At 74.5% G+C, this 25,252-nt stretch carries 24 protein-coding genes; 7 read left to right on the forward strand and 17 right to left on the reverse strand.

Annotated elements, in window-relative coordinates; genetic code table 11:
• Positions 1 to 10 precede the first annotated feature (10 nt).
• The 7 genes from pheT to infC all read right to left on the reverse strand — a co-directional run bounded on the left by pheT (position 11) and on the right by infC (position 7,524).
• Positions 11 to 2,524 (reverse strand): phenylalanine--tRNA ligase subunit beta, encoded by a 2,514-nt coding sequence (gene pheT / locus ACZ4SV_RS20950; RefSeq protein WP_468005959.1) that lies wholly within the window; start codon positions 2,522 to 2,524, stop codon positions 11 to 13.
• Positions 2,524 to 3,645 (reverse strand): phenylalanine--tRNA ligase subunit alpha, encoded by a 1,122-nt coding sequence (gene pheS / locus ACZ4SV_RS20955; protein WP_365872555.1) that lies wholly within the window; start codon positions 3,643 to 3,645, stop codon positions 2,524 to 2,526. Before pheS ends, pheT begins: the two co-directional genes overlap by 1 nt.
• Positions 3,646 to 3,779: 134 nt before the next feature.
• Positions 3,780 to 4,913 (reverse strand): sensor histidine kinase, encoded by a 1,134-nt coding sequence (locus ACZ4SV_RS20960; RefSeq protein WP_365872557.1) that lies wholly within the window; start codon positions 4,911 to 4,913, stop codon positions 3,780 to 3,782.
• Between the two features lie 50 nt (positions 4,914 to 4,963).
• Positions 4,964 to 5,824 (reverse strand): TrmH family RNA methyltransferase, encoded by an 861-nt coding sequence (locus ACZ4SV_RS20965; protein WP_468006058.1) that lies wholly within the window; start codon positions 5,822 to 5,824, stop codon positions 4,964 to 4,966.
• 228 nt (positions 5,825 to 6,052) lie between these two features.
• Positions 6,053 to 6,436 carry a 50S ribosomal protein L20 gene (gene rplT / locus ACZ4SV_RS20970; protein ID WP_006141703.1) on the reverse strand — a complete coding sequence of 128 codons (384 nt, stop codon included), beginning with the start codon at positions 6,434 to 6,436 and terminating at the stop codon, positions 6,053 to 6,055.
• Between the two features lie 104 nt (positions 6,437 to 6,540).
• The gene (gene rpmI, locus ACZ4SV_RS20975; RefSeq protein WP_003977225.1) at positions 6,541 to 6,735 is read right to left on the reverse strand and encodes a 50S ribosomal protein L35; all 195 of its coding nucleotides are present in this window, start codon (positions 6,733 to 6,735) and stop codon (positions 6,541 to 6,543) included.
• A 111-nt stretch (positions 6,736 to 6,846) separates the two neighbouring features.
• Positions 6,847 to 7,524, reverse strand: a complete 678-nt coding sequence (gene infC, locus ACZ4SV_RS20980) for a translation initiation factor IF-3 (RefSeq protein ID WP_365872620.1) — start codon at positions 7,522 to 7,524, stop codon at positions 6,847 to 6,849.
• 390 nt (positions 7,525 to 7,914) lie between these two features.
• Here infC and ACZ4SV_RS20985 point away from each other — a divergent pair, with 390 nt between their 5' ends.
• Positions 7,915 to 8,271 carry a DUF1844 domain-containing protein gene (locus tag ACZ4SV_RS20985; protein ID WP_365872559.1) on the forward strand — a complete coding sequence of 119 codons (357 nt, stop codon included), beginning with the start codon at positions 7,915 to 7,917 and terminating at the stop codon, positions 8,269 to 8,271.
• 173 nt (positions 8,272 to 8,444) lie between these two features.
• Here ACZ4SV_RS20985 and ACZ4SV_RS20990 read toward each other — a convergent pair whose 3' ends face one another.
• The 3 genes from ACZ4SV_RS20990 to ACZ4SV_RS21000 all read right to left on the reverse strand — a co-directional run bounded on the left by ACZ4SV_RS20990 (position 8,445) and on the right by ACZ4SV_RS21000 (position 12,003).
• Complete coding sequence (locus ACZ4SV_RS20990) at positions 8,445 to 9,191, reverse strand: SseB family protein (protein ID WP_468005960.1); 747 nt, start codon at positions 9,189 to 9,191, stop codon at positions 8,445 to 8,447.
• Between the two features lie 101 nt (positions 9,192 to 9,292).
• Positions 9,293 to 10,477 (reverse strand): type VII secretion-associated serine protease mycosin, encoded by a 1,185-nt coding sequence (mycP, locus tag ACZ4SV_RS20995; protein ID WP_468005961.1) that lies wholly within the window; start codon positions 10,475 to 10,477, stop codon positions 9,293 to 9,295.
• Positions 10,474 to 12,003, reverse strand: coding sequence for a hypothetical protein (locus ACZ4SV_RS21000; RefSeq protein ID WP_468005962.1), 1,530 nt, complete (start codon positions 12,001 to 12,003; stop codon positions 10,474 to 10,476). The genes mycP and ACZ4SV_RS21000 overlap by 4 nt, the downstream gene beginning before the upstream one ends.
• 271 nt (positions 12,004 to 12,274) lie before the next feature.
• Between ACZ4SV_RS21000 and ACZ4SV_RS21005 the strand changes: the two genes are divergently transcribed.
• Complete coding sequence (locus ACZ4SV_RS21005) at positions 12,275 to 13,477, forward strand: amino acid deaminase/aldolase (protein ID WP_468005963.1); 1,203 nt, start codon at positions 12,275 to 12,277, stop codon at positions 13,475 to 13,477.
• Positions 13,478 to 13,483: 6 nt separating this feature from the next.
• On the opposite strand, the gene ACZ4SV_RS21010 is transcribed toward ACZ4SV_RS21005, so the two are convergent.
• Genes ACZ4SV_RS21010 through ACZ4SV_RS21020 form a run of 3 tightly spaced genes read right to left on the reverse strand, consistent with a single transcriptional unit; the run spans position 13,484 to position 17,012 of the window.
• Complete coding sequence (locus ACZ4SV_RS21010; protein ID WP_365872570.1) at positions 13,484 to 14,266, reverse strand: 3-oxoacyl-ACP reductase; 783 nt, start codon at positions 14,264 to 14,266, stop codon at positions 13,484 to 13,486.
• Positions 14,263 to 15,636, reverse strand: a complete 1,374-nt coding sequence (locus tag ACZ4SV_RS21015; RefSeq protein ID WP_468005964.1) for an aldehyde dehydrogenase family protein — start codon at positions 15,634 to 15,636, stop codon at positions 14,263 to 14,265. Before ACZ4SV_RS21015 ends, ACZ4SV_RS21010 begins: the two co-directional genes overlap by 4 nt.
• A gap of 11 nt (positions 15,637 to 15,647) precedes the next feature.
• A complete protein-coding gene (locus tag ACZ4SV_RS21020; protein ID WP_468005965.1) occupies positions 15,648 to 17,012 on the reverse strand; it encodes a glutamine synthetase family protein in 1,365 nt (454 codons plus the stop codon).
• Positions 17,013 to 17,108: 96 nt separating this feature from the next.
• Between ACZ4SV_RS21020 and ACZ4SV_RS21025 the strand changes: the two genes are divergently transcribed.
• Entirely contained in the window at positions 17,109 to 17,846 is a 738-nt protein-coding gene (locus ACZ4SV_RS21025; RefSeq protein WP_365872576.1) for a FadR/GntR family transcriptional regulator, read from the forward strand.
• A 96-nt stretch (positions 17,847 to 17,942) separates the two neighbouring features.
• Entirely contained in the window at positions 17,943 to 18,632 is a 690-nt protein-coding gene (locus ACZ4SV_RS21030; protein ID WP_397969481.1) for a gamma-glutamyl-gamma-aminobutyrate hydrolase family protein, read from the forward strand.
• A 119-nt stretch (positions 18,633 to 18,751) separates the two neighbouring features.
• On the opposite strand, the gene ACZ4SV_RS21035 is transcribed toward ACZ4SV_RS21030, so the two are convergent.
• Entirely contained in the window at positions 18,752 to 19,675 is a 924-nt protein-coding gene (locus ACZ4SV_RS21035; RefSeq protein ID WP_468005966.1) for a LysR family transcriptional regulator, read from the reverse strand.
• Between the two features lie 71 nt (positions 19,676 to 19,746).
• Here ACZ4SV_RS21035 and ACZ4SV_RS21040 point away from each other — a divergent pair, with 71 nt between their 5' ends.
• Positions 19,747 to 20,904, forward strand: a complete 1,158-nt coding sequence (locus tag ACZ4SV_RS21040) for a TDT family transporter (protein ID WP_468005967.1) — start codon at positions 19,747 to 19,749, stop codon at positions 20,902 to 20,904.
• Here the strand turns inward: ACZ4SV_RS21040 and ACZ4SV_RS21045 are convergent.
• Together ACZ4SV_RS21045 and ACZ4SV_RS21050 are read right to left on the reverse strand one after the other, a co-directional pair.
• Entirely contained in the window at positions 20,816 to 21,535 is a 720-nt protein-coding gene (locus ACZ4SV_RS21045) for a helical backbone metal receptor (protein WP_468005968.1), read from the reverse strand. The two genes, ACZ4SV_RS21040 and ACZ4SV_RS21045, sit on opposite strands and share 89 nt — an antisense overlap.
• 7 nt (positions 21,536 to 21,542) lie before the next feature.
• Positions 21,543 to 22,115 (reverse strand): helix-turn-helix domain-containing protein, encoded by a 573-nt coding sequence (locus ACZ4SV_RS21050; protein ID WP_365872586.1) that lies wholly within the window; start codon positions 22,113 to 22,115, stop codon positions 21,543 to 21,545.
• Between the two features lie 423 nt (positions 22,116 to 22,538).
• Here ACZ4SV_RS21050 and ACZ4SV_RS21055 point away from each other — a divergent pair, with 423 nt between their 5' ends.
• A complete protein-coding gene (locus ACZ4SV_RS21055; protein WP_468005969.1) occupies positions 22,539 to 23,459 on the forward strand; it encodes a 5'-3' exonuclease in 921 nt (306 codons plus the stop codon).
• A 117-nt stretch (positions 23,460 to 23,576) separates the two neighbouring features.
• The gene (locus ACZ4SV_RS21060; protein WP_468005970.1) at positions 23,577 to 24,428 is read left to right on the forward strand and encodes a siderophore-interacting protein; all 852 of its coding nucleotides are present in this window, start codon (positions 23,577 to 23,579) and stop codon (positions 24,426 to 24,428) included.
• A gap of 144 nt (positions 24,429 to 24,572) precedes the next feature.
• Here the strand turns inward: ACZ4SV_RS21060 and ACZ4SV_RS21065 are convergent, their stop codons facing one another.
• The gene (locus tag ACZ4SV_RS21065; protein WP_468005971.1) at positions 24,573 to 25,154 is read right to left on the reverse strand and encodes a GNAT family N-acetyltransferase; all 582 of its coding nucleotides are present in this window, start codon (positions 25,152 to 25,154) and stop codon (positions 24,573 to 24,575) included.
• Positions 25,155 to 25,252: the final 98 nt, after the last annotated feature.

Below are 25,252 nucleotides of genomic sequence, written 5' to 3' on the forward strand. Positions count from 1 at the left end.
CCCGACGGGGTTATCCGCGCAGCACCGCGCCGGTCCGCTCGCCCGCCAGGGCGACCGCCGCGTCCCGCGCGGCCGAGGCCTCGTCCACGGTCAGCGTCCGGTCGGCCGCGCGGAAGCGCAGCGCGTACGCCAGCGACTTCTTCCCGTCGCCCAGCTGCTCGGCGTTCTCGTACACGTCGAACAGCCGGATGGCCTCCAGCAGTTCGCCCGCGCCCTCGCGCAGCGCCGCCTCGACCTCCGCGGCCGGCACCGGCTGGTCGACGACGAGGGCGACGTCCTGCGTGGCGACCGGGAAGGTGGAGATGGCGGGAGCCTGCGGCACACCGTCGCCGGCCGCCTCCAGGGCGTCCAGGTCGAGTTCCATCGCGCAGGTGCGCTCCGGCAGCCCCAGGCTCTTCACCACCCGCGGGTGCAGTTCGCCCGCGTGGCCCACGACCCGCTCCGTGCCGTCGGCGGTGATCACCAGCTCGGCGCAGCGGCCGGGGTGCCAGGGACCGTACTGGCCCTTGCGCACGCCCAGTTCCGCACCGGCCTCGCGGGCGACGGTGCGCGCCGCCTCGACGGCGTCGGCCCAGTCCGCGGGACGGCCCTTGCCCCACCAGCCGGCCTGCTCGCGGGCACCGGCCAGGACGACGGCCACGTGCCGCGGCTGCGCCGGCAGCGCGGCGTCCAGCGCGGCGATCTCCTCGTCGGTGGGACGCCGGTCGACGGGCAGGTGCGCGACGGCCGGCCGCTCCTCGCGCGGGTGGAAGACGAGCCCGGTCTCGAACAGCGCGAGGTCGTGCGAGCCCCGGCCGGCGTTGCGCCGCAGCGCGCCGAGCAGCCCGGGCAGCAGCGTGGTGCGCAGCGCCGGCTCCTCGTCGCTGAGCGGGTTGACCAGCCGGACGGCCCGGCGGGCCGGGTCGTCGGCCGCCAGGCCGAGCTGGTCGAAGACCTGCTCGCCGACGAACGGGTAGGTGGGCGCCTCGACGTACCCGGCGCCGGCCAGCGCGCGGCCGGTCCGGCGGTGCAGCCGCTGGCGGTGGGTCAGGCCGCGGCCCGAGGGGGGCTTGGGCAGCGTGGAGGGCAGGTTCTCGTACCCCTCCAGCCGGATGACCTCCTCGGCCAGGTCGTTCGGGTCGGTCAGGTCGGGCCGCCAGGACGGGGCGGTGACGATCAGCTCGTCCTGCCCGTAGACGTCGCAGCCGACCTCCTGGAGGCGGCGCACGACCGTCTCACGGCCGTAGTCGACGCCCGCGACCCGGTCCGGGTGGTCGGCCGGGAGGGTGATGGTGTGCGGCGCGGAGGGCGCGATGACCTCGGTGACGCCGGCCTCGGCCGTGCCGCCCGCGAGCAGGACGAGCAGGTCGACGGTGCGCTGCGCGGCGGCCGCGGCGGCCTGTGGGTCGACACCGCGCTCGAAGCGGCGGGACGCCTCGGACAGCAGCTTGTGCCGGCGGGCCGTGCGGGCGATGGAGACGGCGTCGAAGTGGGCGGCCTCGATGACGACGTCCGTGGTGGCGTTCTCGGCGTCCTCGTGGTCGGCGATCTCCGTGTCGGCGCCGCCCATCACGCCGGCGAGCCCGATCGGGCCGCGCTCGTCGGTGATGACCAGGTCCTCGGCGTGCAGCGTGCGCTCGACCCCGTCGAGGGTGACCAGCTTCTCGCCCTCCTCGGCCCGGCGGACGCCGATGGTGCCCTGGACCAGCCTGCGGTCGTAGGCGTGCAGCGGCTGGCCCAGCTCCATCATCACGTAGTTCGTGACGTCGACGGCGAGCGAGATCGGGCGCATGCCGACCTTCTGCAGCCGGCGCTGGAGCCAGAGCGGGGAGCGGGCCTCGGGGCGCAGCCCGGAGACCGTGCGGGCGGTGAAGCGGTCGCAGCCGAACGGCTCCGAGACCTTGACCGGGTAGCCGAAGGCGTTCGGGGCCGGTACGTCGATCAGGGCGGGGTCGCTCAGCGGCAGGCCGTAGGCGATGGCGGTCTCGCGGGCGACGCCGCGCAGGGACAGGCAGTCGCCGCGGTTGGCGGTCACGGCGATGTCCAGGACCTCGTCGACCAGCTCCAGCAGCTCGATGGCGTCCTTGCCGACCTCGGTCTCCGGCGGCAGCACGATGATGCCGTGCGTGCCGTCGTCGCCCATGCCCAGCTCGTCGCTGGAGCAGATCATGCCGTGCGAGACCTTGCCGTAGGTCTTGCGGGCCGCGATGGAGAAACCGCCGGGGAGCGTGGCGCCCGGCAGGACCACGACGACCTTGTCGCCGACCGCGAAGTTGCGGGCGCCGCAGACGATCTCCTGCGGCTCGCCGGTGCCGTTGGCCTGGCCGACGTCGACCGTGCAGAAGCGGATCGGCTTCTTGAAGCCCTCCAGCTCCTCGATGGTCAGCACCTGGCCGACGACCAGCGGGCCCTTGAGGTCGGCGCCGAGCTGCTCGACGGTCTCGACCTCCAGGCCGGCCGAGATGAGCTTGGCCTGGACGTCCCGGCCGGTCTCCGTCGCCGGCAGGTCGACGTACTCCCGCAGCCAAGAAAGCGGGACCCGCATCAGATCTCCATCCCGAACGGCCGGGTGAACCGGACGTCACCCTCGACCATGTCTCGCATGTCCTCGACGTTGTGGCGGAACATCAGCATCCGCTCGATGCCGAACCCGAAGGCGAAGCCGCTGTACCTCTCCGGGTCGACGCCGCAGGCGGTGAGCACCCGCGGGTTGACCATGCCGCAGCCGCCCAGCTCGATCCAGCCCTCGGACGAGCAGGTGCGGCAGGGCCGGTCGGGGTTGCCGACGGACTCGCCCTTGCACACGTAGCAGAGCATGTCCATCTCGGCGCTCGGCTCGGTGAAGGGGAAGAAGTTCGGCCGCAGCCGGGTCTTCATGCCCTCGCCGAACAGCGACTGGACCATGTGGTCCAGGGTGCCCTTGAGGTCGGCCATGGTCAGGCCCTCGTCGACGGCGAGGAGCTCCACCTGGTGGAAGACCGGGGTGTGCGTGGCGTCCAGCTCGTCCGTGCGGTAGACGCGGCCCGGACAGATCACGTAGACCGGCAGCTCGCGGTCGAGCAGGGAGCGGATCTGGACGGGCGAGGTGTGGGTGCGCAGCACCACGCCGGAGTCGGTGCCGCCGTCCGGGCCCGCCACGAAGAACGTGTCGGCCTCGCCGCGGGCCGGGTGGTCCGGGCCGATGTTGAGCGCGTCGAAGTTGAACCACTCGGCCTCGACCTGCGGGCCCTCGGCGACCTCGTAGCCCATGGCCACGAAGATGTCCTCGATGCGCTCGGAGAGCGTGGTGAGGGGGTGCCGGGCGCCGGCCGGGACGCGGTCGTAGGGCAGTGTGACGTCCACCGACTCCTCGACCAGCACCCGGGCGTCGCGCTCGGCCTCCAGTTCGCTCTGGCGGGCGGCGAGGCCCTTGTTGACGGCGCCGCGGGCCATGCCGACGCGCTTGCCGGCCTCGGCCTTGGCGTGCGGGGGCAGGGCGCCGATCTCGCGGTTGGCGAGGGCCAGCGGGGAGGCCGGGCCGGTGTGGGCGACCTTCGCCTCGTGGAGCGCGTCGAGGGAGTCCGCGGCGGCGAAGGCGGCGAGCGCCTCGTCCCGCATGCGCTCGATCTCTTCCGGTTTCAACGTCTCGACCTCGACAGGGTCGTACGACTTATTGGGTGCCGACATCTCTTCCCGTGCTTCCGATTGTCTGGCGGATGGTCCCCGTCACCGACTCGACTCGCGAGGGCCGCGTGAAGGACACAAAGGTGCCAGAGGCCGAGTCTAACGGGGTGGGGACGGGCGAATGCGCCCGTGGGCCGCTAAGCGAGATACGCCGGGGCCGCCACGGGCAGGGTAAAGCGGAACTCGGCGCCGCCGACGGGGGCCCGGCCGACCGCGATGGTGCCGCCGTGCGCCTCGACGATGCCCTTGACGATGTACAGCCCGAGTCCGGTGCCGCCGCGCTTGCTGCCCCGCCAGAAGCGGGTGAAGACGCGGTTCATGGATGCCTCCGGGATGCCGGGCCCCTCGTCGCTCACCGTGACCGACGTGCCGGTTTCCTCGCCCTCGCGCGGGGACGCCGAGGGCGTGACGTCAATGGTGACGGTTCCCTCGCCGTGCCGCACGGCATTTTCGATGAGGTTGCTCAGTACCTGGTCGATCTTGTCGGGGTCGGCCCAGAGCGCGGGCAGCGGCTGCTGGATGCGGAGCAGGAACCGGCCGGCGGGCTGTCCGGCGGCGACGTACGCCTGGATGTGCCGGGAGACGGCGGCCCCGATGTCGACGGGCTGGCGGCGCACCTCCAGCCGCCCGGAGTCGATCCGGGAGATGTCCAGCAGCTCGGCGATGAGCCGGGTGACCCGGTCGGCGTCGGCGTCGACGGTCTCCAGCATGAGCCGCTTCTGGTCGTCGGTGAAGCGCTCCCACTTGGCGAGCAGGGTGGCGGTGAAGCCCTTCACGGAGGTCAGCGGGGAGCGCAGCTCGTGGGCGACGGTGGCGATCAGCTCGGCGTGGCTGCGCTCGGTGCGGCGGCGGGCCTCGGTGTCCCGCAGGGAGACGACCACGCGGCGCACCGGGCCGAGCGGCTCGTCACGCACGTAGCGGGCGGAGACCAGCACCTCCCGGCCGCCCGGCAGCAGCAGGTTGCGCTCGGGCTGGCGGATGCGGGTGGCGAGCCCGCCGTACGGATCGGTGAGCTGCCACCAGCGGCGGCCCTCCAGGTCCTCTAACGGCAGCGCCCGGTGCAGCGGCTGTCCGAGGGCGTCGGCCGGCCGTACCGCGGTGATGCGCGCGGCGGCGGCGTTGAAACAGGTCACGCGGCCGTTTTCATCGGCGACGACGAGGCCGTCGGGCAGCATGTCGGCGTCGAGACCCGCCGTCTCGTCCCGCCGGGGCGCACCGGCGCGCCGCTCGTCCCGGCCTTCCGGCGCGGTGCTCGTGCCGGCCACACTCATCCCCGTAGCCCACCTCTCCGACGGCGCAGGGCTTGGAGCTGGTCACCCTACTAGCTGTGGGTGACGGAGCGGCACCCTCCGGAGGCGCGCTGCGCACGGGCCGACGCGTACAGACATACGGCGGCGGCGGTGGCGAGGTTCAGGCTCTCGGCCCTGCCGTGGAGGGGGACGCGGACGACGGCGTCGGTGAGGGCGCGGGTCTCCTCGGGCAGTCCCCACGCCTCGTTGCCGAACACCCAGGCGGTGGGCCCGCCCATGGTGCCCTTGTCCAGTTCCTCGTCCAGGTCGCGGTCGCCGGCCCCGTCGGCGGCGAGGACGCGCACCCCGGCCTCCCTCAGGCCGGCCACGGCCCGCTCGACCGGTACGCCGACGGCGACGGGCAGGTGGAAGTGGGAGCCGACGGAGGCCCGGACGGCCTTGGGGTTGTACAGGTCGACGGAGGCGTCGGTGAGGATCACGGCCTCGGCGCCGGCGGCGTCGGCGCAGCGCAGCACGGTGCCGGCGTTGCCGGGGTCGCGCACATGGGCGAGGACGGCGACCAGTTTCGGCCGGGCGGCGAGGATGTCCTCGAAGGAGGTGTCCAGGAAGCGGCAGACCCCGACCAGGCCCTGCGGGGTGACGGTGGTGGAGATCTCGGCGATGACCTCTTCGGCGGCGAGGTGCACCCGGGCGCCGGCGTCGCGGGCCTCGCCGATGATGTCGGCGTACCGCTCGGCGGCCTCGACGGTGGCGAACAGCTCGACGAGCGTGGCCTGTCCCCCGGTCCGGTGCCCGGCGGCCTCCCGCACGGCCTGCGGGCCCTCCGCGAGGAACAGCCGGTCCTTGCCCCGGAAGTTCCGCTTGGCGAGCCGGCGGGCGGCGCCGACGCGGGCGGAACGGGGGGAGATCAGCTCGGGGCTGACGGGGGCCATCCTCTTCGTCACTTTCAGGAGAGTCTTCTGGTTGCGGCACCGCGAACGTGCGGCGCGTCCCCGGAGGGGCGCGGGGCGGCGGCGATGCGGGGCGCCGCCGCGTGGGCGCGGCCGGCGGCCCGGCGGACCCGCGGCCGGGTCCGGACGCCGGGCCCCCCAACAACAGGACCCGCAAGCCATACAGCCTGCGGGTCCTGAGGTGAACGTCGGCTCAGAGCCGGCGCTTCGTCACGCGGCCTTCGGGGCGTTGACGTCCGACGGCAGCGCCTTCTGCGCGACCTCGACGAGCGCCGCGAAGGCGTTCGCGTCGTTCACGGCCAGCTCGGCCAGGATCTTGCGGTCGACCTCGACGTTCGCGGCCTTCAGACCCTGGATGAAGCGGTTGTAGGTGATGCCGTTGGCGCGGGCAGCGGCGTTGATGCGCTGGATCCACAGCTGACGGAAGTCGCCCTTGCGCTTCTTGCGGTCGTTGTAGTTGTAGACCAGCGAGTGGGTGACCTGCTCCTTGGCCTTGCGGTACAGGCGCGAGCGCTGACCGCGGTAGCCGGAGGCCTGCTCGAGGATCGCCCGGCGCTTCTTGTGGGCGTTGACTGCCCGCTTGACGCGTGCCACTTGTTAACTCCTTGTAGCGGGGTCGTGGTGGTCTTCACACGACCCGGAAACGGCTGGGTCCCGGTCCTGGCGTACGGCGCTCAGTTCAGGCGAGCGCCGGTACGTCACTTGCCGAGAAGCTTCTTGATCTTCGCGGCGTCGCCCGGGGCCATCTCGGCGTTGCCGGTGAGACGACGCGTGACGCGGGACGACTTGTGCTCAAGCAGGTGGCGCTTGCCGGCGCGCTCGCGGAGCACCTTGCCGGAGCCGGTGATCTTGAAGCGCTTGCTGGCACCGCTGTGCGACTTGTTCTTCGGCATAGCGCCGTTATCTCCTCGTCGGTGGCGCTCCGGTGCCCGGTCGTGAAACCGGGCACGGTGGAGCGTCGCTCTTCTTTCGGTTACATCCTCGGGGACGTACGTCCCCCGGGATCACGCCTCGGCGGAAGCCTCGGCAGGGGCCTCGTCGTGAGCCTCGTCGTGGCCCTCGGCGTTCACAGCGTCCGGGTCCGCGGCGTTCTGCGACTTGCCGGGGTTCGCCTTCGCCTCGGCCTTGCGGGCCTCCTGCGCCTGACGGGCCTCGGCCATCGCCTCGGTCTTCTTCTTGTGCGGACCGAGGACCATGATCATGTTTCGGCCGTCCTGCTTCGGGTTCGACTCCACGAAGCCGAGGTCCTGGACGTCCTCCGCCAGCCGCTGCAGCAGTCGGTAGCCCAGCTCGGGGCGGGACTGCTCACGGCCACGGAACATGATCGTGATCTTGACCTTGTCGCCCTGCTTGAGGAACCGGACGACGTGACCCTTCTTGGTGTCATAGTCGTGCGGGTCGATCTTCGGCCGGAGCTTCATCTCCTTGATGACCGTGTGCGCCTGGTTCTTGCGCGCCTCACGGGCCTTCATGGCCGACTCGTACTTGAACTTCCCGTAGTCCATGAGCTTGCACACGGGCGGACGGGCGTTCGCCGCGACCTCGACCAGGTCCAGGTCGTACTCCTGCGCAAGCTCCAGTGCCTTCGCGAGCGGCACGATGCCGACCTGCTCGCCACTGGGACCGACAAGTCGCACCTCGGGAACGCGAATCCGGTCGTTGATGCGGGGCTCGGCGCTGATGGATCCTCCTCGGTAGCACCACGCGGCGGTCTGGCGGACAGCCGCGTAACGTCTGTGTTCGTTAGACCTAACCGCGCCGAAGCATGAAAAATGCCCCGGACGATCACAGGCGGGACTCCGAGCACTACCGGAGCACCACCGCGATGCCGCGGGGCGCGCTTTCGGACGACTCCATCGCCCGTACGGAACGATGGCGGTCGTCTGACCGGGTGACCCGCCGTCCCGGAGGACGGTCAGGTGGGAGATCGGAGCCTCCACTTGTGGGCCGCACACCTGGGTGTTCGGCCGGTCGTTCTCCCACACTACAGGGTCGGCGCGGAGGCTGCCAAACCGTGCGGACGGCCCGGGGCGGGCACGGCGGGGTCCGCGGCGGGGCCTATCGTGTGGGGCATGAGTGACACCCCTGCCGAGTCCCCCGACTTCGACGCGATGACCCGGGACATCGCCGAGGTCCCCGCCGTCGAGGTGATCGTGACGGTCGCCGTCAACCTGATGAGCGCCGCCGCCGTGAAGCTGGGGCTGAGCGAGGAGGGCGAGAAGTACAAGGACCTGGACGAGGCCCGCAAGCTGATCACCGCCCTCGCCGGTCTGCTGGACGCGAGCGCGACCGAGGTCAGCTCCTTCCACGCGGCGCCGCTGCGCGACGGCCTGAAGTCGCTCCAGCTCGCGTTCCGCGAGGCGTCGGTCGTCCCGGACGAGCCGGGCCAGGGACCGGGCGAGAAGTACACCGGCCCCATTTACGGCTGACCCCCGCCCCGCCGCTTCCCGTACGAGGCCCTCTTCCCTTACGGACGAGGGCCTCGTTCGTTTACGGAGGGAGGCCCGTTCCTTCACGGACGGGAGCCGCGTCCCTTCACGGACGGCGGCCCGTTCCTTCACGGACGGGGGCCGCGTCCCTTCACGGACGGCGGCCTGTTCCTTCACGGACGAGGGCCGCGTTCCTTTACGTACAGGGGCTCGCCCGGAGGCGTGGTCCCGGCCGGCAGCAGTGCCAGGTCGAGGCCGCGCACCAGGCGGGCCCGCAGCGTCTCGTCGGCGGCGAGCCGCTCGGCGACCGCGCGGGCGGACTCGGCGGGCGGCGCGGCCGGGTCGAGGACCAGGGCCAGGGTGCCGTCGGCCCGTCCGGGCCCGAGATGGGCGCGCAGGACGGCGGGCTCCGCCGCCACCGCGGCCCGGACGGCCTCCACCACGGCCGGGTCGGCGAGCGGATCGGTGCTGGTGCGGCCCTCGGCGAGGGCGAGCAGCGCCGGTCCGGTCAGCTCGAACGGCACCGGTCCGGCGAGGTCGAGCACGACCGTGTCGGCCTTCTCGTGCGCGGCGGCCTGGAGCGCCTGGTGCAGCGGTACGGCGACCGGGCGGGCCGCGGGGTCCCAGCGGGCCAGGGCGTCGGTGGAGGTGAAGGCGGGCAGCGCGGTGCGGTCGCCGGCCTTCAGGGTGGGCACGGCCATGTCGCTGGTCTTCTCGCGGCGCAGCCCCTTCTCGTCCTCCTCCACCTCGCCGAGCACGGCGACGACCGGCACGAGCAGACGGGCGCCCTTGAGCGCCTCCAGGACGGGCCCCAGCGCGCCGCGGTCCTCGGCCCAGGCGGCGAGCGCCGCGCTCAGCCGGGGGTCGGCGGAGCCGTCGTCGTCGGAGAAGCCGGAGTCGGGAATGTTCTTGTTCGCCACGGTCACCGACCCTATCGGGGGCGGACCGCCCGCCCGGTGCGGGGCCGGTCGCCCCGGCGTCCCGGCACCGGGACGCGTCGGGCGGGCCGGCGGGGCCGGGCTCAGCGCGGCTGTCTGCGGCCGCGCCAGAGGATCACCCCGGCCACCAGCAGGACGCCGCCCGCACCGCCGGCGAGCGGGGCCGCCCAGCCGGAGGTGCCGCCGGCCGGCCCTGCGGGGTCCGGGCCGGTGCCGAAGTACTTCCCGCCGTACGACGCGGCGCGCAGGCTCTGCGGTCTGAGGCGGGCGGCCGCCGTGAGGGCCGCCGCCGGGTCGATCATGCCGAAGCCCCGGGAGTCGTCCCGGCCGCCGACCGGGGCGTCCCGCGCGGTGTCCTCCAGCAGCTTCTTGATCTGGGCCGGGGCCAGTGCGGGGTAGGCCGACCTGATCAGGGCCGCGGCCCCGGAGACGAACGCGGAGGCGGCGCTCGTGCCCCAGCCCGCGTAGTACTTGTGGTCGGGGTCGGCGATGACGACGTCCACGCCGGGCGCGCTGACGGCGGCGTACCAGCGGCGGGTGGAGAAGGCCGCGCGGGTGCCGTACCTGTCCACGGCGGCGGCGGCGATGACGCCCGGATAGGCGGCCGGGTAGGAGACGTGGTCGCCCTTGTCGCCGCCGTTGCCCGCGGAGGCGACGACGACCACGCCCTTCTTCAGGGCGTACTGCACGGCCTCGTCCTCGCCGGGCTCCGGATGGGCGGAGTTCGAGTCGTCGCCGAGGGAGAGGTTGATGACGTCGGCGCCGTGGTCGGCGGCCCAGCGGATGCCGTCGGCGAGGGCGTTGCCGCGGGTGGTGCGGGCCTTGGCGCGGGCGGGGTCGCCGTCCTCCAGGATCACGCGCACCGGCAGGATCCTCGCCTGCGGGGCCACGCCCTCGACGCCATCGGCGCCGCCGGGTCCGTGACCGTGCCCGGCGATGATGCCGGCCATGGCGGTGCCGTGCCGGGCCCAGGCGCGGTCACCGGGTCCGGCACCGAAGCCGATCATGTCCTTGGCGGGCAGCACGTTGCCGGCCAGGTCCGGGTGGCCGGCCTCCACACCGGTGTCCAGGACGGCGACGGTGACGCCCTGCCCCTTGGTGGTGCGCCACGCCTCGTCCAGGTGGAGCGCGGACAGGGCCCACTGCTGGGCGCGGAGTTCGTCGGCGCGGGCGGCGGTGGCCGGCAGCACCGCGAGGGAGCCGGCGAGCAGCAGGCTCACCGCCGCGGACAGGGCGGCGCGGCGGTGGCGGCGCGGCGGTCGGGTCATGCGGGCTTCTCCGTGGCCCGGCCGATGCTTCTGCTCAGCCGGGTCCCGATGCGGTCGGCGAGGCCCATGGCCTCGTGGCCGAGGCCGGCCTGGGCCGGTGCGGTGGCGGCGCCGGAGCGGACGGCGTCCGCGGCGGGCTGGGGCGCGTCGACGGTGCGGGCGTCGGCCCAGCCGGAGACGGCGTAGGCGACGACGGGGGCGTCGGTGCGGACGGAGAGGGTCCAGGCGGCGCGCTGCCGGTCGCCGAAGCCGGCGGCGGCCGTGCCGGCGGCGGCGTACGGCCGGGGCATCAGGTCGGCGCGGCGGTCCAGGTGTTCGGCGCGGAAGCGGGCGGCGAGCGCGGACATGGCGGCGGGGTCGGCCTTGGTGAAGAGCAGGCCGACGGTGGTGACATGGCTCTGGGTGGCGTCGGTGTAGGTGGCGCGCAGCAGCCGCCGGCAGCCGACCGGGGCGAGGATCCGGCGCAGCAGCGGGTCGAAGCCCTGGGCGCAGCCGCTGTCGGGGGCCACGGCGATCCGGGTCCAGGTGCGGTCGGCACCGCCGGGGCCGGCGTCCTTGCCCTGGACGGTGGGCGGGAACAGGTCGTCCACGGGCAGGCTGTGCCAGAGCGTGCCGGCGGTGGTGTAGGCGGTCCGCACGCCGTCGTCGCCGCCGTCCCCGGTGAGCCAGCTCCCGGTGAGGGCACCGCCGACGAGCCCGAGACCGAGCACGAGGCAGGCCGCGGCGGCGACGGTGCGCGCTCCCACGTGGAGCCGCCGCGGCGCACCGGAGACGTCCGGTTCCGCGAACGACACGACGGGCCGGGCGGCCGGCGCGCTGCTCCAGGACCGCGCCGGATCGGGCGCGGCGGGCCGCTCGGGACGGGCGGACCCGGCCGGGCTCCAGGCCCACGCCCGCCCGGGCACCGGGCCGGTCCCGGAGGGAACGGGCCGCAGCCGGGTGGTCGTCTCGGACGGATCCTCGCCGGGCACCTCACGCCTTGGCGTCCCGCCCGGACCGCTCCCGGCCGCCGCCCCGAACGCACCCGCGCCGCCACCCGGCGAACCGGACGCGACCCCGGCCGCCGCCCCGAACGCGCCGCCAACGGGCAGACCCTCGCGGGCACTTGCGCCGGGCGGGGTGTCGGCCGGCGGGGTCCGGCGAGGCGGCTCGGTGCGGGGGCCGGGGTCCGCGGCCGGCCGCGCGGCGGTGTCCCCGGCCGCTGCGGCGACCGGCCGGGCCGGTGCCGCCGGCCGGCCGGGCAGGGTGCCGGGGCGCCCGCCGGTGCCCGCGCTCGGCGGGGCGTCGGGGAACCGGGCCGAGGCGGGCGGCGGTGGCGGGCTCACGGGTGCGGTGGCCTCGGGTACGGCCGAGGAGCGCGGGCCGTGGAGACGGGCGGCGCGCGGGGTGAAGACCGACGGCTCGTCGTCGAGGTCGGCGGCCGGGTGCGGGACCGTGCCGTGCGCCGGTTCGCCGGTGCCGGCGGGTGCGGGGGGCGGAGCCGGGGGGCGGGGCGGAACCGGGACGTGCCGCGCTTCCGTGCTCATGCACCCCCCGTTTCCTCGTGCCCGGGCCGTCTCCTCGTACGCGGGCCGTCCTGCCGTCCGGCGGTGCCCGGTGCGGATGCTCGTCCGGGCACGCATACCCGTACGGCCGGACGGGCATCCCGGTTCACCTCTCCCACCGGGTGCGGTCCGCCGCACGTGCGCGTCACTCTACGGCTTGCCGGGCACCGGAACGGAACCGGTCCACGGGGCCGGGGCATCTGCCCGGAACGTCCCCCTACCCTGCGGTAATCCTCTCTGGCAGGCTTCCGTCATGACTGCGCCTGCCGCCGCCCGGGCCCGTTACGACCGGGCCACCGCCCATCTCGACGCCCCTCTCGCGATCGTGGACCTGGACGCGTTCGACGCCAACGCGGACGATCTGGTCCGGCGCGCGGCGGGCAAGCCCGTGCGGGTCGCCAGCAAGTCGGTGCGCTGCCGGGCCCTGCTGGAACGCGTCCTGGCCAAGGAGGGCTTCCGGGGCGTCATGTCGTTCACGCTCGCCGAGTCGCTGTGGCTCGCCCGCTCCGGCTTCGAGGACGTCCTGCTGGCGTATCCGTCCGCCGACCGGTCCGGTTTCGCGGAGCTGGCCGCCGATCCCAAGCTGGCCGGTGCCGTCACCGTGACGGTGGACGATCCCGCGCAGCTCGATCTCATCGACGCCGCCCGCGACGGCGGACGCGAAGAGGTGCGGGTCTGCCTGGAGTTGGACACCTCGCTGAGGCTGCTGGGCGGCCGGGTGCGGGTCGGCGCCCGGCGCTCGCCCCTGCACTCCCCCGACCGGCTCGCCGGGCTGGCCCGGGCGGTGGACCGGCGGCCGGGTTTCCGGCTGGTGGGGATCATGGCGTACGAGGGGCATGTCGCCGGGGTCGGGGACGCGGTCGCGGGGCGGCCGGTGCGCTCCCGGGCGGTGCGGCTGATGCAGGCCGCCGCCCGGCGGGAGCTGGCCGGGCGGCGGGCCGAGGCCGTCCGCGCGGTGCGGGCCGTCGTGCCCGGCCTGGAGTTCGTGAACGGCGGCGGCACCGGCAGCGTGCAGCACACCGCCGCCGAGGACGCGGTGACCGAGATCGCCGCCGGCTCGGGGCTGTACGTGCCGCGTCTGTTCGACAACTACACCTCGTTCACCGGCCGTCCGGCCGCCCTGTTCGCCCAGCCGGTGGTCCGCCGGCCCGGCGTGGGCGTCGTCACCGTGCTGGGCGGCGGCTATCCGGCCTCCGGCGCCGCCGGCCCCGACCGGCTGCCCGTGCCGTACCTGCCCGAGGGGCTGGCGTACGACCCGCAGGAGGGCGCCGGGGAGGTGCAGACCCCGCTGCTCGGCTCGCCCGCCGACGATCTGCTCATCGGCGACAAGGTGTGGTTCCGGCACGCCAAGGCGGGCGAGCTGTGCGAGCGGTTCGACGCGCTGCACCTGGTCGAGGGGGAGACGGTCACCGCGACGGTGCCGACCTACCGCGGTGAGGGGCGCACGTACCTGTGAGGCTCCCTACAGGGGGGTGACGTAGGCGCCCGCGATGCCGCCGTCCACCAGGAAGTCGGTGGCGTTGACGAAGGAGGAGTCGTCGCTGGCCAGGAAGGCGACGGCGGCGGCGATCTCCTCGGCCTCGGCGAACCGGCCGGCCGGGATGTGCACCAGGCGGCGCGCGGCCCGCTCCGGGTCCTCGGCGAACAGCTCCCGCAGCAGCGGGGTGTTCACCGGTCCGGGGCACAGGGCGTTGACGCGGATGCCCTCCCGGGCGAACTGCACGCCCAGTTCGCGGGACATGGCGAGGACACCGCCCTTGGAGGCCGTGTAGGAGATCTGGGAGGTGGCCGCGCCCATCCGGGCCACGAAGGACGCGGTGTTGATGATGGAGCCCTTGCCCTGCCGGCGCATGTACGGGATGACGGCCTTGCAGCACAGGTAGACGGAGGTGAGGTTGACCTCCTGGACGCGTTTCCAGGCCTCCAGGCCGGTCTCCAGGATGGAGTCGTCGTCGGGCGGGGAGATACCGGCGTTGTTGAAGGCGACGTCGACGCTGCCGTAGGTGTCGTACGCCGCCTTGAACAGCGCCTCGACCTCCTCGGGGTCGGTGACGTCGGTCCTGACGAACAGTCCGCCGGTCTCGTCGGCGGCGGCCTTGCCGCGGATCTCGTCGACGTCCGCGCACACGACGCGGGCGCCCTCGGCGGCGAGCCGGCGGGCGGCGGCGAGCCCGATGCCGCTGCCGGCTCCGGTCACCACGGCGGTACGGCCGGCCAGGCGGCGGCAGACACTGGTGTCGGTCACTGTGCGAGGCCCTCCGTGCTGATGAAGACGTTCTTGGTCTCGGTGAAGGCGGTCAGGGCGTCGGGGCCGAGTTCGCGGCCGAGGCCGGACTGCTTGAAGCCGCCGAACGGCGTCCAGTAGCGGACGCTGGAGTGGGAGTTGACGGACAGGTTGCCCGCGCGGACCGCCTGGGAGACGCGCAGGGCGCGGCCCAGGTCCCGGGTCCAGACGGAGCCGGACAGGCCGTAAGGCGTGTCGTTGGCGAGGCGGATCGCGTCCTGCTCGTCGGTGAAGGGGAGCAGGACGGCGACGGGGCCGAAGATCTCCTCGGTGGCCGCGGGGCTGTCGTGCCGTTCCCCGGTGAGGACGGTGGGCGGGAACCAGAAGCCGGGCCCCTCGGGTGCGGTGCCGCGCAGGGCCGGGGCGCCGGCCGGGACATAGGACTGCACGCGGTCCCGCTGCCGTCCGGAGATCAGCGGGCCCATCTGCGTCTTCTCGTCGGCCGGGTCGCCCACCACCACGGCGGCCAGCGCGTCGGCGAGGACGGCGCGGGCCTCCTCCAGCACGGTGTCCTGGACCAGGATGCGGGTGCGGGCACAGCAGTCCTGTCCGCAGTTGTCCAGGAAGGAGAAGGGATCGAGGGCGGCGGTGAGGTCGGCGTCGGCGAAGACGACGTTGGGGCTCTTGCCGCCGAGTTCCAGGGTGACCGGTTTGACCAGGCGGGCGCAGCGTTCCATGATCTCGCGGCCGGTGCGGGTGGAGCCGGTGAACACGATCTTGGCGACGTCCGGGTGGTCCACGAGGGCGCGTCCGGCGGTGGGGCCGTAGCCGGGCACCACCTGGAGGACGTGTTCGGGCAGGCCCGCCTCCAGGGCGAGCCGGGCGAGGCGGAGCGCGGTGAGCGGGGTGGCCTCGGCGGGTTTGAGGACGACCGCGTTGCCCGCGGCGAGCGCCGGGAAGGCGCCCCAGGCGGCGACCGGCATCGGGAAGTTCCAGGGGGCGATCACCCCGACCACGCCCAGGGGTTCCTGGAAGGTGACGTTCCAGCCGCCGGGTGCCGGGATCTGCCGGCCGAGCAGGCGTTCGGCGCCGCCGGCCGCGTAGAGCAGCAGGTCGCGGGCGTTGCCCGCCTCCCAGCGGGCGTTGGCGAGGGTGTGCCCGGCCTCCTGGACCTCCAGCCGGGCGAGTTCCTCGCCGTGGGCGTCGACCGCGTCCGCGAAGCGGCGCAGCAGCCGGGCCCGGTCGGCGGCGGCGAGGGCGGCCCAGGTCCGCTGGGCCCGTACCGCCCGTACGACGGCGGCGGCGACGTCCTCCTCGCTCGCGGCGGGGACGGTGGCGACGGTCTCTTCCGTGGCGGGGTTGCGGACGGTCAGCTCGTTCGGGTCGGACACGTGGTGACCTCTCACAGGCGTTCGAAGGAGCGGCGCAGCTCCCAGTCGGTGACCGCGGCGTCGAAGGCGTCCAGTTCGACGCGGGCCATGGTGTGGTAGTGCGCGACGACCTCGTCGCCGAAGGCGTCGCGCGCGAGGGGGCTGTCCGCCCAGCGGGCGGCGGCCTCGCGGAGGGTGGCCGGGACGTGCGCGTACCCGGCTGTGTAGGCGTTGCCGGGGCACGGGTCGGGCGGTTCGAGCCGCCGCTCGATGCCGTGCAGACCGGCCGCGATCATGGCGGCGACGGCCAGGTACGGGTTGACGTCGCCGCCGGGGAGCCGGTTCTCGAAGCGCAGGGAGCGGCCGTGGCCGACCACCCGCAGGGCGCAGGTGCGGTTGTCGTGGCCCCAGGCGACGGCGGTGGGCGCGAAGGAGCCCGGCTGGAACCGCTTGTAGGAGTTGATGTTCGGGGCGTAGAGGAGGGCGAAGTCGCGCAGGGCGGCGAGCTGTCCGGCGAGGAAGTGCCGCATCACGTCCGACATGCCGCCGGGCCCGTCCCCGGCCATGACGTTGGTGCCGTCGGCGTCGGCGAGCGAGAGGTGGATGTGGCAGGAGTTGCCCTCGCGCTCGTTGTACTTGGCCATGAAGGTGAGCGAGACGCCTTCCTGGGCGGCGATCTCCTTGGCGCCGGTCTTGTACAGGGCGTGCTGGTCGCAGGTGACGAGGGCCTCGTCGTAGCGGAAGACGATCTCGTGCTGGCCGGGGTTGCACTCGCCCTTGGCGGACTCCACGGTGAGTCCGGCGCCGGCCATGTCGTTGCGCAGCCGGCGCAGCAGCGGTTCGATGCGGCCGGTGCCGAGGACGGAGTAGTCGATGTTGTACTGGTTGGCCGGGGTCAGGCCGCGGTAGCCCGCGTCCCAGGCCTGTTCGTAGGTGTCCTTGAAGACGATGAACTCCAGCTCGGTGCCGGCCTGGGCGGTGTAGCCGAGGCCGGCGAGCCGGTCGAGCTGGCGGCGCAGGATCTGGCGGGGCGCGGCGGTGACCGGGGTGCCGTCGTGCCAGGCGAGGTCGGCGAGGAGCAGGGCGGTGCCGGGGTGCCAGGGGACGCGGCGCAGGGTGGACACGTCGGGACGCATCGCGAAGTCGCCGTAGCCGCGGTCCCAGGAGGACATCGCGTAGCCGTCGACGGTGTTCATCTCGGTGTCGACGGCGAGCAGGTAGGCGCAGCCCTCGGTGCCGTGGTGCAGGACCTCGTCGAGGAAGAAGCGGGCGGCGAACCGCTTGCCCTGGAGCCGGCCTTGCATGTCGGGGAAGGCCAGGACGACAGTGTCGGTCTCGCCGCTCGCGACGAGGGCGTGCAGTTCCTCGACACCGAGCGGGGGCCTGCGGTCTGCCACGGGACGGTCTCCTTCGGCGTCAACGCGCTCGATCGGCCGGAGCCGGGAGCCATAAGGTATTGCGGAGGACCATTGCTTGGGAAGGGGGAACGGCGGATGTCGCGGGACGCGGGTCCGGACGGACCGGAGGACCGGCTCACCGCGGTGCTGCGGCCGGTGCGGGCGGGCAACGGCTTCGAGGAGGCGCTGGAGCAGATACTCCAGGTCGTCCGGCTGGGCCTGGTGCCGGACGGCGGGCGGCTGCCGGCCGAACGCGAGCTGGCGGAGCGGCTGGGGATCAGCCGGGTGACGCTGCGCGAGGTGCTGAAGGTGCTCCAGGACCAGGGCCTGGTGGAGGCGCGGCGCGGGCGGTACGGCGGAACGTTCGTGCGGCACCGCGCGGACCTGGGCGGCGAGGACGAGCTGCGGCGCCGGATCAGCGAGGTCGACATAGAGGACGTGCTGCGCTTCCGCGAGGTGCTGGAGGTGGGCGCGGCCGGGCTGTGCGCGGCGGACGGGCTGGACGAGGAGCGGGCCGAGCGGCTGCGGCGGGCGCTGGAGGGCACCCATGAGGCCCCGCTCGCCCAGTACCGGCGGGCCGACACGCTGCTGCACCTCACCCTGGCCGAGCTGTGCGGCTCGCCGTCGCTGACCGCGCGGTACGCGGCGGTCCGGGCCACGGTGAACGACCTGCTGGACTGCATCCCGCTGCTGGTGCGCAACCTGGAGCGGTCCCAGCGGCAGCACACCGCGCTGGTGGAGGCGGTGCTGGACGGGGACGCGGACGGAGCCCGGGAGATCGCGCGCGAGCACTGCGCGGGCACGGCGGCGCTGCTGCGCGGCTTCCTGGCCTGACCGGCGCCGCACGGGACACGCACGGGACACGCATGGGACGCACACTGGCCTCGAAAAGGTATGCGTGGGTACCTTTGCACGACTGTGGAGGGCAGCATGACCGCACGGCCGCTGATCGGCGTGAGCACGTACCTGGAGTCCGGCGCGCGCTGGGGAGTCTGGGAGCTGGAGGCGGCGCTGCTGCCGGCCGGCTATCCGCGGCTGGTGCAGCGGGCCGGCGGGCTCGCGGCGATGCTGCCGCCGGACGCGCCGGCGCACGCGGCCGCGGCCGTGGCCCGGCTCGACGGGCTGGTCGTCGCGGGCGGCCCGGACGTCGACCCGGCCCGCTACGGCGCCGAGCGCTCCCCGCGCACGGGACCGCCCGCGCCGCGGCGGGACGCCTGGGAGCTGGCGCTGATCGACGCGGCACTGGCCGCGGGCCTGCCCCTGCTCGGCATCTGCCGGGGCATGCAGCTGCTGAACGTGGCCCTGGGCGGCACGCTGGTCCAGCACCTGGACGGGCACGCGGAGGCGGTCGGCGTGTTCGGCGGGCACCCGGTGAAGCCGGTGCCGGGCACGCGGTACGGCGGCATCGTCCCGGAGGAGCTGACCGTGCCGACGTACCACCACCAGGCCGTGGAGCGGCTGGGCGAGGGACTGGTGCCGTCCGCCTACGCCGCGGACGGCACCGTGGAGGCCGTGGAGCTGCCGGCGGACCGGGGCTGGGCGCTGGGCGTCCAGTGGCATCCGGAGATGGGCGAGGACACGCGGGTCATGCGGGCCCTGGTCGCCGCGGCCGCTGCCTGAGCCGTCCCCGGGGACGGCCCCGCCCCGGGGACGCCGGAACGGGCGCGGGAGGGGCTTCCTGAGCTGTCACGACCGGCGCGGTGAATGTACGCCGTGGGGCCGGCCGGTGGGGGCGGTCGTCAGCCGCGTGTCAGGGACAGCAGTTCGCGGGCCGGGCCCGTCGGGCGGTGGCCCGTCGGCCAGACCGCGCGCAGGTCGCGGCGGAGCGAGACGCCGTCCACCGGGATGCTGACCAGGCGGCGCATCGCCAGCTCCTCCCCCACCGCCAGTTCGCTGAGGACCGAGGGGCCCGCGCCGCTGACCGCGGACGCCTTCACCGCCGTGGTCGAGGACAGCTCGATCAGCGGCCGGGCCAGGCCGCCGAGCGCCGCGTCCAGGACCTGGCGGGTGCCGGAGCCGCGCTCCCGGAGGATGAGCGGGGTCGCGGCCAGCTCCGCCGCCGTCAGGGGCCGCCGGCGGCGGGCCCAGGGATGGCCGGGCGCGGTGACGACGATCAGCCGGTCGCGCGCGATGACCGTGGAGTCCAGTCCCGTGGGCACGTTCAGCCCCTCCACGAAACCGAGGTCCGCCTCGCCGGCCAGCAGCAGTTCCGCGACCTTCGCCGAGTTGCCCGCGAGCAGCGACACGGCCGTGTCGGGGCGCGCGGCGTGCAGGGCGAGCAGCCAGCCGGGCAGCAGGTACTCGGCGATGGTCATGCTGGCCGCGACCCGGAGCCGCGAGTCCCGCCGGTCCCGCAGCGCCCGCGCGCCCGCGTCGAAGGCCGCCGCCGCCTCCACCACCCGGCGCGCCCAGTCCGTGACCAGGGCGCCCGCGTCGGTGAGCCGGGAGCCGCGCGGTGAGCGGTCGACCAGGGCGACGCCGAGCTGCCGTTCCATGGAGCGCAGCCGGCTGCTGGCGGCCGGCTGCGTGATGCCGACCTCGCGCGCCGCCGCGCCGAGACTGCCCAGCCGCGCCACCGCGAGCAGCAGTTCCAGCGCGGCGAGGTCCGGCACCCGGTGCGCCAGCGTTCCGTTGCGTCCCTGCTCTCCCTCGACCCCGGTCATAAGACCAGCTTATGCCCTCATAGACGCGAACTCCCTGGTCAGGGGTGCCCGGCCGGGAGACCGTGAGGGTCATGGTCACCGCAGTCCAGCCCCTGCCCCGCCGCCGCGCCGCCCGGCTGCGGCACCTCGGCCCGAACTGGTACGCCTCCGTGATGGGCACCGCCGTCCTCGGCTCGGCCGGCGTCGCGCTGCCCGCGCCGGCACACGCGCCGCGCGCCGTGTTCGCGGCCGTCTGGGCGCTGTCCCTGCTGCTGCTCGTGGCCCTGCTGGCGGCGCGGGCCGGGCACTGGATCCACCACCGCGACCAGGCCCGCGCCCATCTCCTGGACCCGGCGATGGCGCCCTTCCAGGGCTGTCTCGCGATGGCCCTGCTGGCGGTGGGCGGCGGCGCGCTGACGGCCGGCCGGGACCTGCTGGGCGTCCGGGCGGCCGTCGCCCTGGACACCGTGCTGTTCACCGTCGGTACGGCGGTGGGACTCGGGGCCGCCGTGGCCGTGCCGTACCTGATGGCCGTGCGGCATCGGGTCGAGCCCGGCCAGGCCACCCCGGTGTGGCTGCTGCCGCTGGTCGCGCCCATGGTGTCGGCCGCGCTCGGCCCGCTGCTGGTGCCGCACCTGCCGCCGGGCGAGTCCCGGGAGACCCTGCTGCTGGGGTGCCTGGCGCTGTTCGGGCTGAGCCTCGTGGCCGTGCTGCTGATGCTGCCGCTGGTGTTCGCCCGGCTGGTCACCACCGGGCCGCTGCCGCTCGCGCTCGCCCCGACCCTGTTCCTGGTGCTCGGCCCGCTCGGCCAGTCCGTCACCGCCGTCGGCCTGATCGCGGACGCCGCGCCCGGTGTCGTACCGGCCCCGTACGACCGCGGCCTGGCGGTCTTCGCCCTGCTGTACGGCGTGCCCGTGATGGGGTTCGCGCTGCTGTGGCTGGCGCTGGCGACGGCGCACGTGGTGCGGGCCCGGCGGCGGGGCATGGGGTTCACGCTGACCTGGTGGGCGTTCACCTTCCCGGTGGGCACCTGTGTCACCGGCGCCGCGGCCCTCGCCCGGCACACCGGTCTCGCCGTCTACGACGCGCTGACGGTGGCTCTGTACGGCGTCCTGGTGGCGGCCTGGCTCGCGGCGGCCCGCGGCACCGTGCGCGGCCTGCTCAGCGGCGAGCTGCCCGCAGGGCCGCGCCCAGCACGCGTGGCGCCTCGGCCAGCGACGGCCCGTACCACGTCAGGTGCCGGCCGCTGACCAGCGCGCAGGGCAGGCCCGGGAAGGCCTCGGGGCCGTCGTCGGCGGTGAACCGGTAGGGCTCGTCGGGCAGGACGACCAGGCCGGGGGCGCGGGCGCACAGCTCGGCCGGCGGGACGCGCGGATAGCGCTCGGGATGGCCGGCGTACACGTGGTGCACGCCGAGGCGGGCCAGGACGTCGCCGGCGAAGGTGTCCCGGCCGAGGACCATCCAGGGGCGACGCCAGACGGGCACGACCGCCGTCGTACGCTCCGCGGGCGCGGGCAGGGCCGCCCAGGCCGCCTCGGCCCCGGCCAGCCAGTCCGGCCGGTCCGGCGCGCCGCAGGCGGTGAGCACCCGGTCCAGCTCGGTCACGGCCTGCGGCACCGTCCGCACCTCGGTGACCAGCACCTCGACGCCCGCCGTCCGCAGGGCGCCCAGGTCGGCGGCGCGGTTCTCCTCCTCGTTGGCGATCACCAGATCGGGGCGGAGGGAGACGATCGAGCCGACCCGGGGGTTCTTCGTCCCGCCGATCCGGGTGACGTCCAGGTCCGCCGGGTGACTGCACCAGTCGGTGGCCCCGACCAGCACCCCGGGCAGGGTCGCGGCCACGGCTTCGGTGAGCGACGGGACGATCGAGACGACGCGCATGGCCCGGTCAGCGGGAGCGGTCCTGGACGGCCTCGATGTGCTCGGCGACCGCCACCACGATGACCCGGGTGTCCGGGACCGTGGCCCGCCAGCGGTGCCGGACGCCGCCGGTCAGATACAGGGTGTCGCCGCGGCCGAGGCGGTAGGCGCGGCCCTCCGCCTCGATCTCCACCGCGCCGTCGGCGACGTACATCAGCTCGTCGTTGCGGTGCTGGAACTCGCGGCCGGCGTCGTGGTCGCCGGTGTACTCGGACGCGTGGAGCTGGTGGTGGCCGCGCACCAGGGTGCGCGTGCGCGGGTCGAAGTCGTCCTCGGCGACCGCCTCCGCGCGGACCACGTCGACGCTGGCCGCCGGATCGGCGGCGGCGAGGAGTTCGACGGCGGTGGTGCGCAGCGCGTCGGCCACCTTCTCCAGGGAGGTGCGGCTGGGCCGGGCCCGGTCGTTCTCGACCTGGCTGAGGAAGGGCACCGACAGGCCGCTGCGCTCGGCCACGACGGCGAGGGTCAGCTCCAGCGCACGCCGGCGCCGCCGGACGGCCGCGCCCACCCGCACGGGCTGCTGCTCTTTGTGGTCGCCCATCGCTCCGGCTCCCTCCCTCGCTCGTCGTACCGCCGTACGGGTGCCCGCCCGGGGCCACCCCTCTTCTGATGACTTCTCTGCACCCTACGCATGTTCGGCAAACCGTTTCACGTGGGTGTCACATCCCTGACACTCCCGTGATCCTTCACCGTCACGGTTCTCGCCACCGTCCCGGGGACGGGACCGGTCGTACACCGGGTCCCCCGCGAGGAGGAAGATGTGCCCGGCCGGGTCCCGGGCCCGGGTGCGGGCCAGAAATCGTCACGCCGGGTGATTGGCCGGAAGTGTGCCGTGAACGGCCGGCCGGCCGCGTCGCTCCGGGTGCCGGTCCTGGGCCACGGGGTCCGGGAGCCCCGGCCGCGTGCCACCGGGCGGTGCGGCGGCGCGCGGGGCGCTGTCGGTGCCGTGCGGCATGATGCGGACGTGACCGGACGACTCATGCTTCTCGACACCGCCTCGCTGTACTTCCGCGCCTACTTCGGCGTCCCGGACTCGGTGAAGGCGCCCGACGGCACCCCCGTCAACGCGGTGCGCGGGCTGCTGGACTTCATCGACCGGCTGGTCAAGGACCACCGGCCGGACCACCTGGTGGCCTGCATGGACGCCGACTGGCGCCCGGCCTGGCGGGTGGACCTCATCCCGGGCTACAAGGCGCACCGGGTCGCCGAGGAGCACCCGGACGCGCCGGACGCCGAGGAGGTGCCGGACACGCTCGCCCCGCAGGTGCCGGTGATCGAACGGGTGCTGGACGCGGTCGGCATCGCGCGCGTCGGGGTCGCGGGGTACGAGGCGGACGACGTGATCGGCACGTTCACCGCGCGGGCCGGCGGCCCGGTCGACATCGTCACCGGCGACCGCGACCTGTACCAGCTCGTGGACGACGGCCGCGGCATCCGGGTGCTGTATCCGCTGAAGGGCGTGGGCACGCTCCAGCTCACCGACGAGGCGGTACTGCGCGAGAAGTATGGCGTCGACGGGCGCGGGTACGCGGACCTGGCGCTGCTGCGCGGCGACCCGAGCGACGGCCTGCCGGGCGTGCCCGGCATCGGCGAGAAGACGGCCGCGAAGCTGCTCGCCGAGTTCGGCGACCTGGCCGGGATCATGGCGGCGGTCGACGACCCGCGGGCGAAGCTCACCCCGTCGCAGCGCAAGCGGCTCACCGAGGCCCGGCCGTACGTGGCGGTCGCGCCGAAGGTGGTGCGGGTGGCCGACGACGTGCCGCTGCCGGACGTCGACACCGCCCTGCCGCGCGCTCCCCGCGATCCCGCGGCCCTGGAGGAGCTGGCGCGCCGCTGGGGACTGGGCGGCTCGCTGGAGCGTCTGCTGGCCACGCTGACGCGCTGACGCGGACGACCTTGCCCAAATAATCGGCAAAAGCTCTCAGGCCGGTACCGGGAGAGGGGTGTTGACCGGAAGGGAATGTTAACTTAGGTAATCCTAACCAACATGCAGGAGGCCGTCATGGCAGAGCGCCCGGGACGAAAGCCGCGCAAGCCCCACACCGCCCAGGTCGTGCGCACCGAACGGCTGACCCCGCACATGCGGCGCGTGGTGCTCGGCGGTCCGGGACTCGCCGGATTCGCCGCGGACACCTGCACCGACCACTACGTCAAGCTGCTGTTCGGCCCCGCCGGTGTCACCTACCCGGAACCCTTCGACCTGGAGCGGATCCGCGAGGAGTTCCCGCGCGAGCAGTGGCCGGTGACCCGGACGTACACCGTGCGCGGCTGGGACCCGGAGCGGGGCGAGCTGGCCCTGGACTTCGTGATCCACGGCGACGAGGGCCTGGCCGGGCCGTGGGCCGCCCGTGTGCAGCCCGGCGAGACCGTGCGCTTCCTGGGTCCCGGCGGCGCGTACACGCCCGACCCGGCGGCCGACTGGCATCTGCTCGCCGGTGACGAGAGCGCCCTGCCGGCGATCGCCCGCGCCCTGGAGACGCTGACCGCCGGCGCCCGCGCGCACGCCTTCGTCGAGGTGTCCGGCCCCGAGGAGGAGCAGAAGATCGACACCGGGGTGCCGGTCGTCTGGCTGCACCGCGGCGACCGCCCGGTCGGCGAGGCCCTGCTGGAGGCGGTACGCGGGCTGGACTTCCCGCAGGGTCGGGTGCAGGCGTTCGTCCACGGCGAGGCGGGCTTCGTGAAGGAACTGCGCCGCCTGCTGCGCGTCGAGCACCAGATCCCGCGCGAGGACCTGTCGGTCTCCGGCTACTGGCGCCTCGGCCACAACGAGGACGGCTGGCAGGCGTCCAAGCGGGAGTGGAACGCCCGCGTCGAGGCGGAGCAGGAGGGCGACGGGGCGGCCGTGGCGGCCTAGGGCCTCTCGTTTGGATCATGCCGGGCTCGCGGGCCCTGGCGCCCCGGCCCCGCCACCGCTGTCGCGCACCCACGAAAGCGGGGCCCTTCCACCGGGCCGAGGGGCGTCGTCGGGACGGGTCAGCCGGCTTGGAGGCCCGGTGGGTCAGTCGGCTTGCAGGCGGGCGTGCAGGTGCATGTCGTGCCAGCCGTCCGGGTGGAGGAGCGCGCTGCGCTTGGTGCCCTCCAGGGCGAAGCCGGCCTTTCCGGCGACCCGGCAGGACGCCTCGTTGGCGGTGGCGTGGAAGAGTTCCAGGCGGTGGAAGCCGATCTCCTCGAAGGCCCACCGGCTCAGCGTGCCGGCGGCCCGGGCCGCGACACCCTGGCCGCGCGCCCGCGCCACCGTCCAGTACGCGACCTCGGCGACCCCCTCGCCGAGCAGGATCTGGCGCAGCGCGACCCGGCCGCGCAGTGCGTCCGTCCGCTCGTCCACGACCGCCCACTGGGCCTCCCTCTCGCCCGCCCAGGACGCCTGCCACAGCGCGATCCAGCCGGCGGCCTCCTCCTCTGAGTCACAGGCCCTCAGGTGCCACTGGTGCATCGCCGGGTCCTGGAAGGCGGCGTACACGGCGGGCGCGTCCCCGGCCCGCCAGGGGCGCAGGACCAGGCCGTCGCCGGTGGGCAGGGCGGGCTGCGGGACTCGGGCGAGGGCACCGGGGGCGAGGACCGGGCGGGTGAGATACGGCATGATCCACATCCTGCCCGGTGCACGGCACGCCGGCCCACCTGTTTCCGGCCGTCACCGGGTGACCGCGCCGCCGCCCCGTTGACCGTCACCGGGTGACC

The organism is Streptomyces sp. NPDC027672, from assembly GCF_055566335.1.

Coding starts and splice junctions, on each gene's coding strand:
- ACZ4SV_RS21035 (WP_468005966.1), bottom strand. CDS start 19,675: ATGACCGGGGTCGAGGGAGAGCAGGGACGCAACGGAACGCTGGCGCAC.
- ACZ4SV_RS21060 (WP_468005970.1), top strand. CDS start 23,577: ATGGCAGAGCGCCCGGGACGAAAGCCGCGCAAGCCCCACACCGCCCAG.
- ACZ4SV_RS21050 (WP_365872586.1), bottom strand. CDS start 22,115: ATGGGCGACCACAAAGAGCAGCAGCCCGTGCGGGTGGGCGCGGCCGTC.
- pheT (WP_468005959.1), bottom strand. CDS start 2,524: ATGCGGGTCCCGCTTTCTTGGCTGCGGGAGTACGTCGACCTGCCGGCG.
- ACZ4SV_RS21005 (WP_468005963.1), top strand. CDS start 12,275: ATGACTGCGCCTGCCGCCGCCCGGGCCCGTTACGACCGGGCCACCGCC.
- mycP (WP_468005961.1), bottom strand. CDS start 10,477: ATGACCCGACCGCCGCGCCGCCACCGCCGCGCCGCCCTGTCCGCGGCG.
- ACZ4SV_RS21030 (WP_397969481.1), top strand. CDS start 17,943: ATGACCGCACGGCCGCTGATCGGCGTGAGCACGTACCTGGAGTCCGGC.
- ACZ4SV_RS21040 (WP_468005967.1), top strand. CDS start 19,747: ATGGTCACCGCAGTCCAGCCCCTGCCCCGCCGCCGCGCCGCCCGGCTG.
- ACZ4SV_RS21025 (WP_365872576.1), top strand. CDS start 17,109: ATGTCGCGGGACGCGGGTCCGGACGGACCGGAGGACCGGCTCACCGCG.
- ACZ4SV_RS20960 (WP_365872557.1), bottom strand. CDS start 4,913: ATGAGTGTGGCCGGCACGAGCACCGCGCCGGAAGGCCGGGACGAGCGG.
- pheS (WP_365872555.1), bottom strand. CDS start 3,645: ATGTCGGCACCCAATAAGTCGTACGACCCTGTCGAGGTCGAGACGTTG.
- rpmI (WP_003977225.1), bottom strand. CDS start 6,735: ATGCCGAAGAACAAGTCGCACAGCGGTGCCAGCAAGCGCTTCAAGATC.
- ACZ4SV_RS20965 (WP_468006058.1), bottom strand. CDS start 5,824: ATGGCCCCCGTCAGCCCCGAGCTGATCTCCCCCCGTTCCGCCCGCGTC.
- ACZ4SV_RS20985 (WP_365872559.1), top strand. CDS start 7,915: ATGAGTGACACCCCTGCCGAGTCCCCCGACTTCGACGCGATGACCCGG.
- ACZ4SV_RS21000 (WP_468005962.1), bottom strand. CDS start 12,003: ATGAGCACGGAAGCGCGGCACGTCCCGGTTCCGCCCCGCCCCCCGGCT.
- ACZ4SV_RS21045 (WP_468005968.1), bottom strand. CDS start 21,535: ATGCGCGTCGTCTCGATCGTCCCGTCGCTCACCGAAGCCGTGGCCGCG.
- ACZ4SV_RS21065 (WP_468005971.1), bottom strand. CDS start 25,154: ATGCCGTATCTCACCCGCCCGGTCCTCGCCCCCGGTGCCCTCGCCCGA.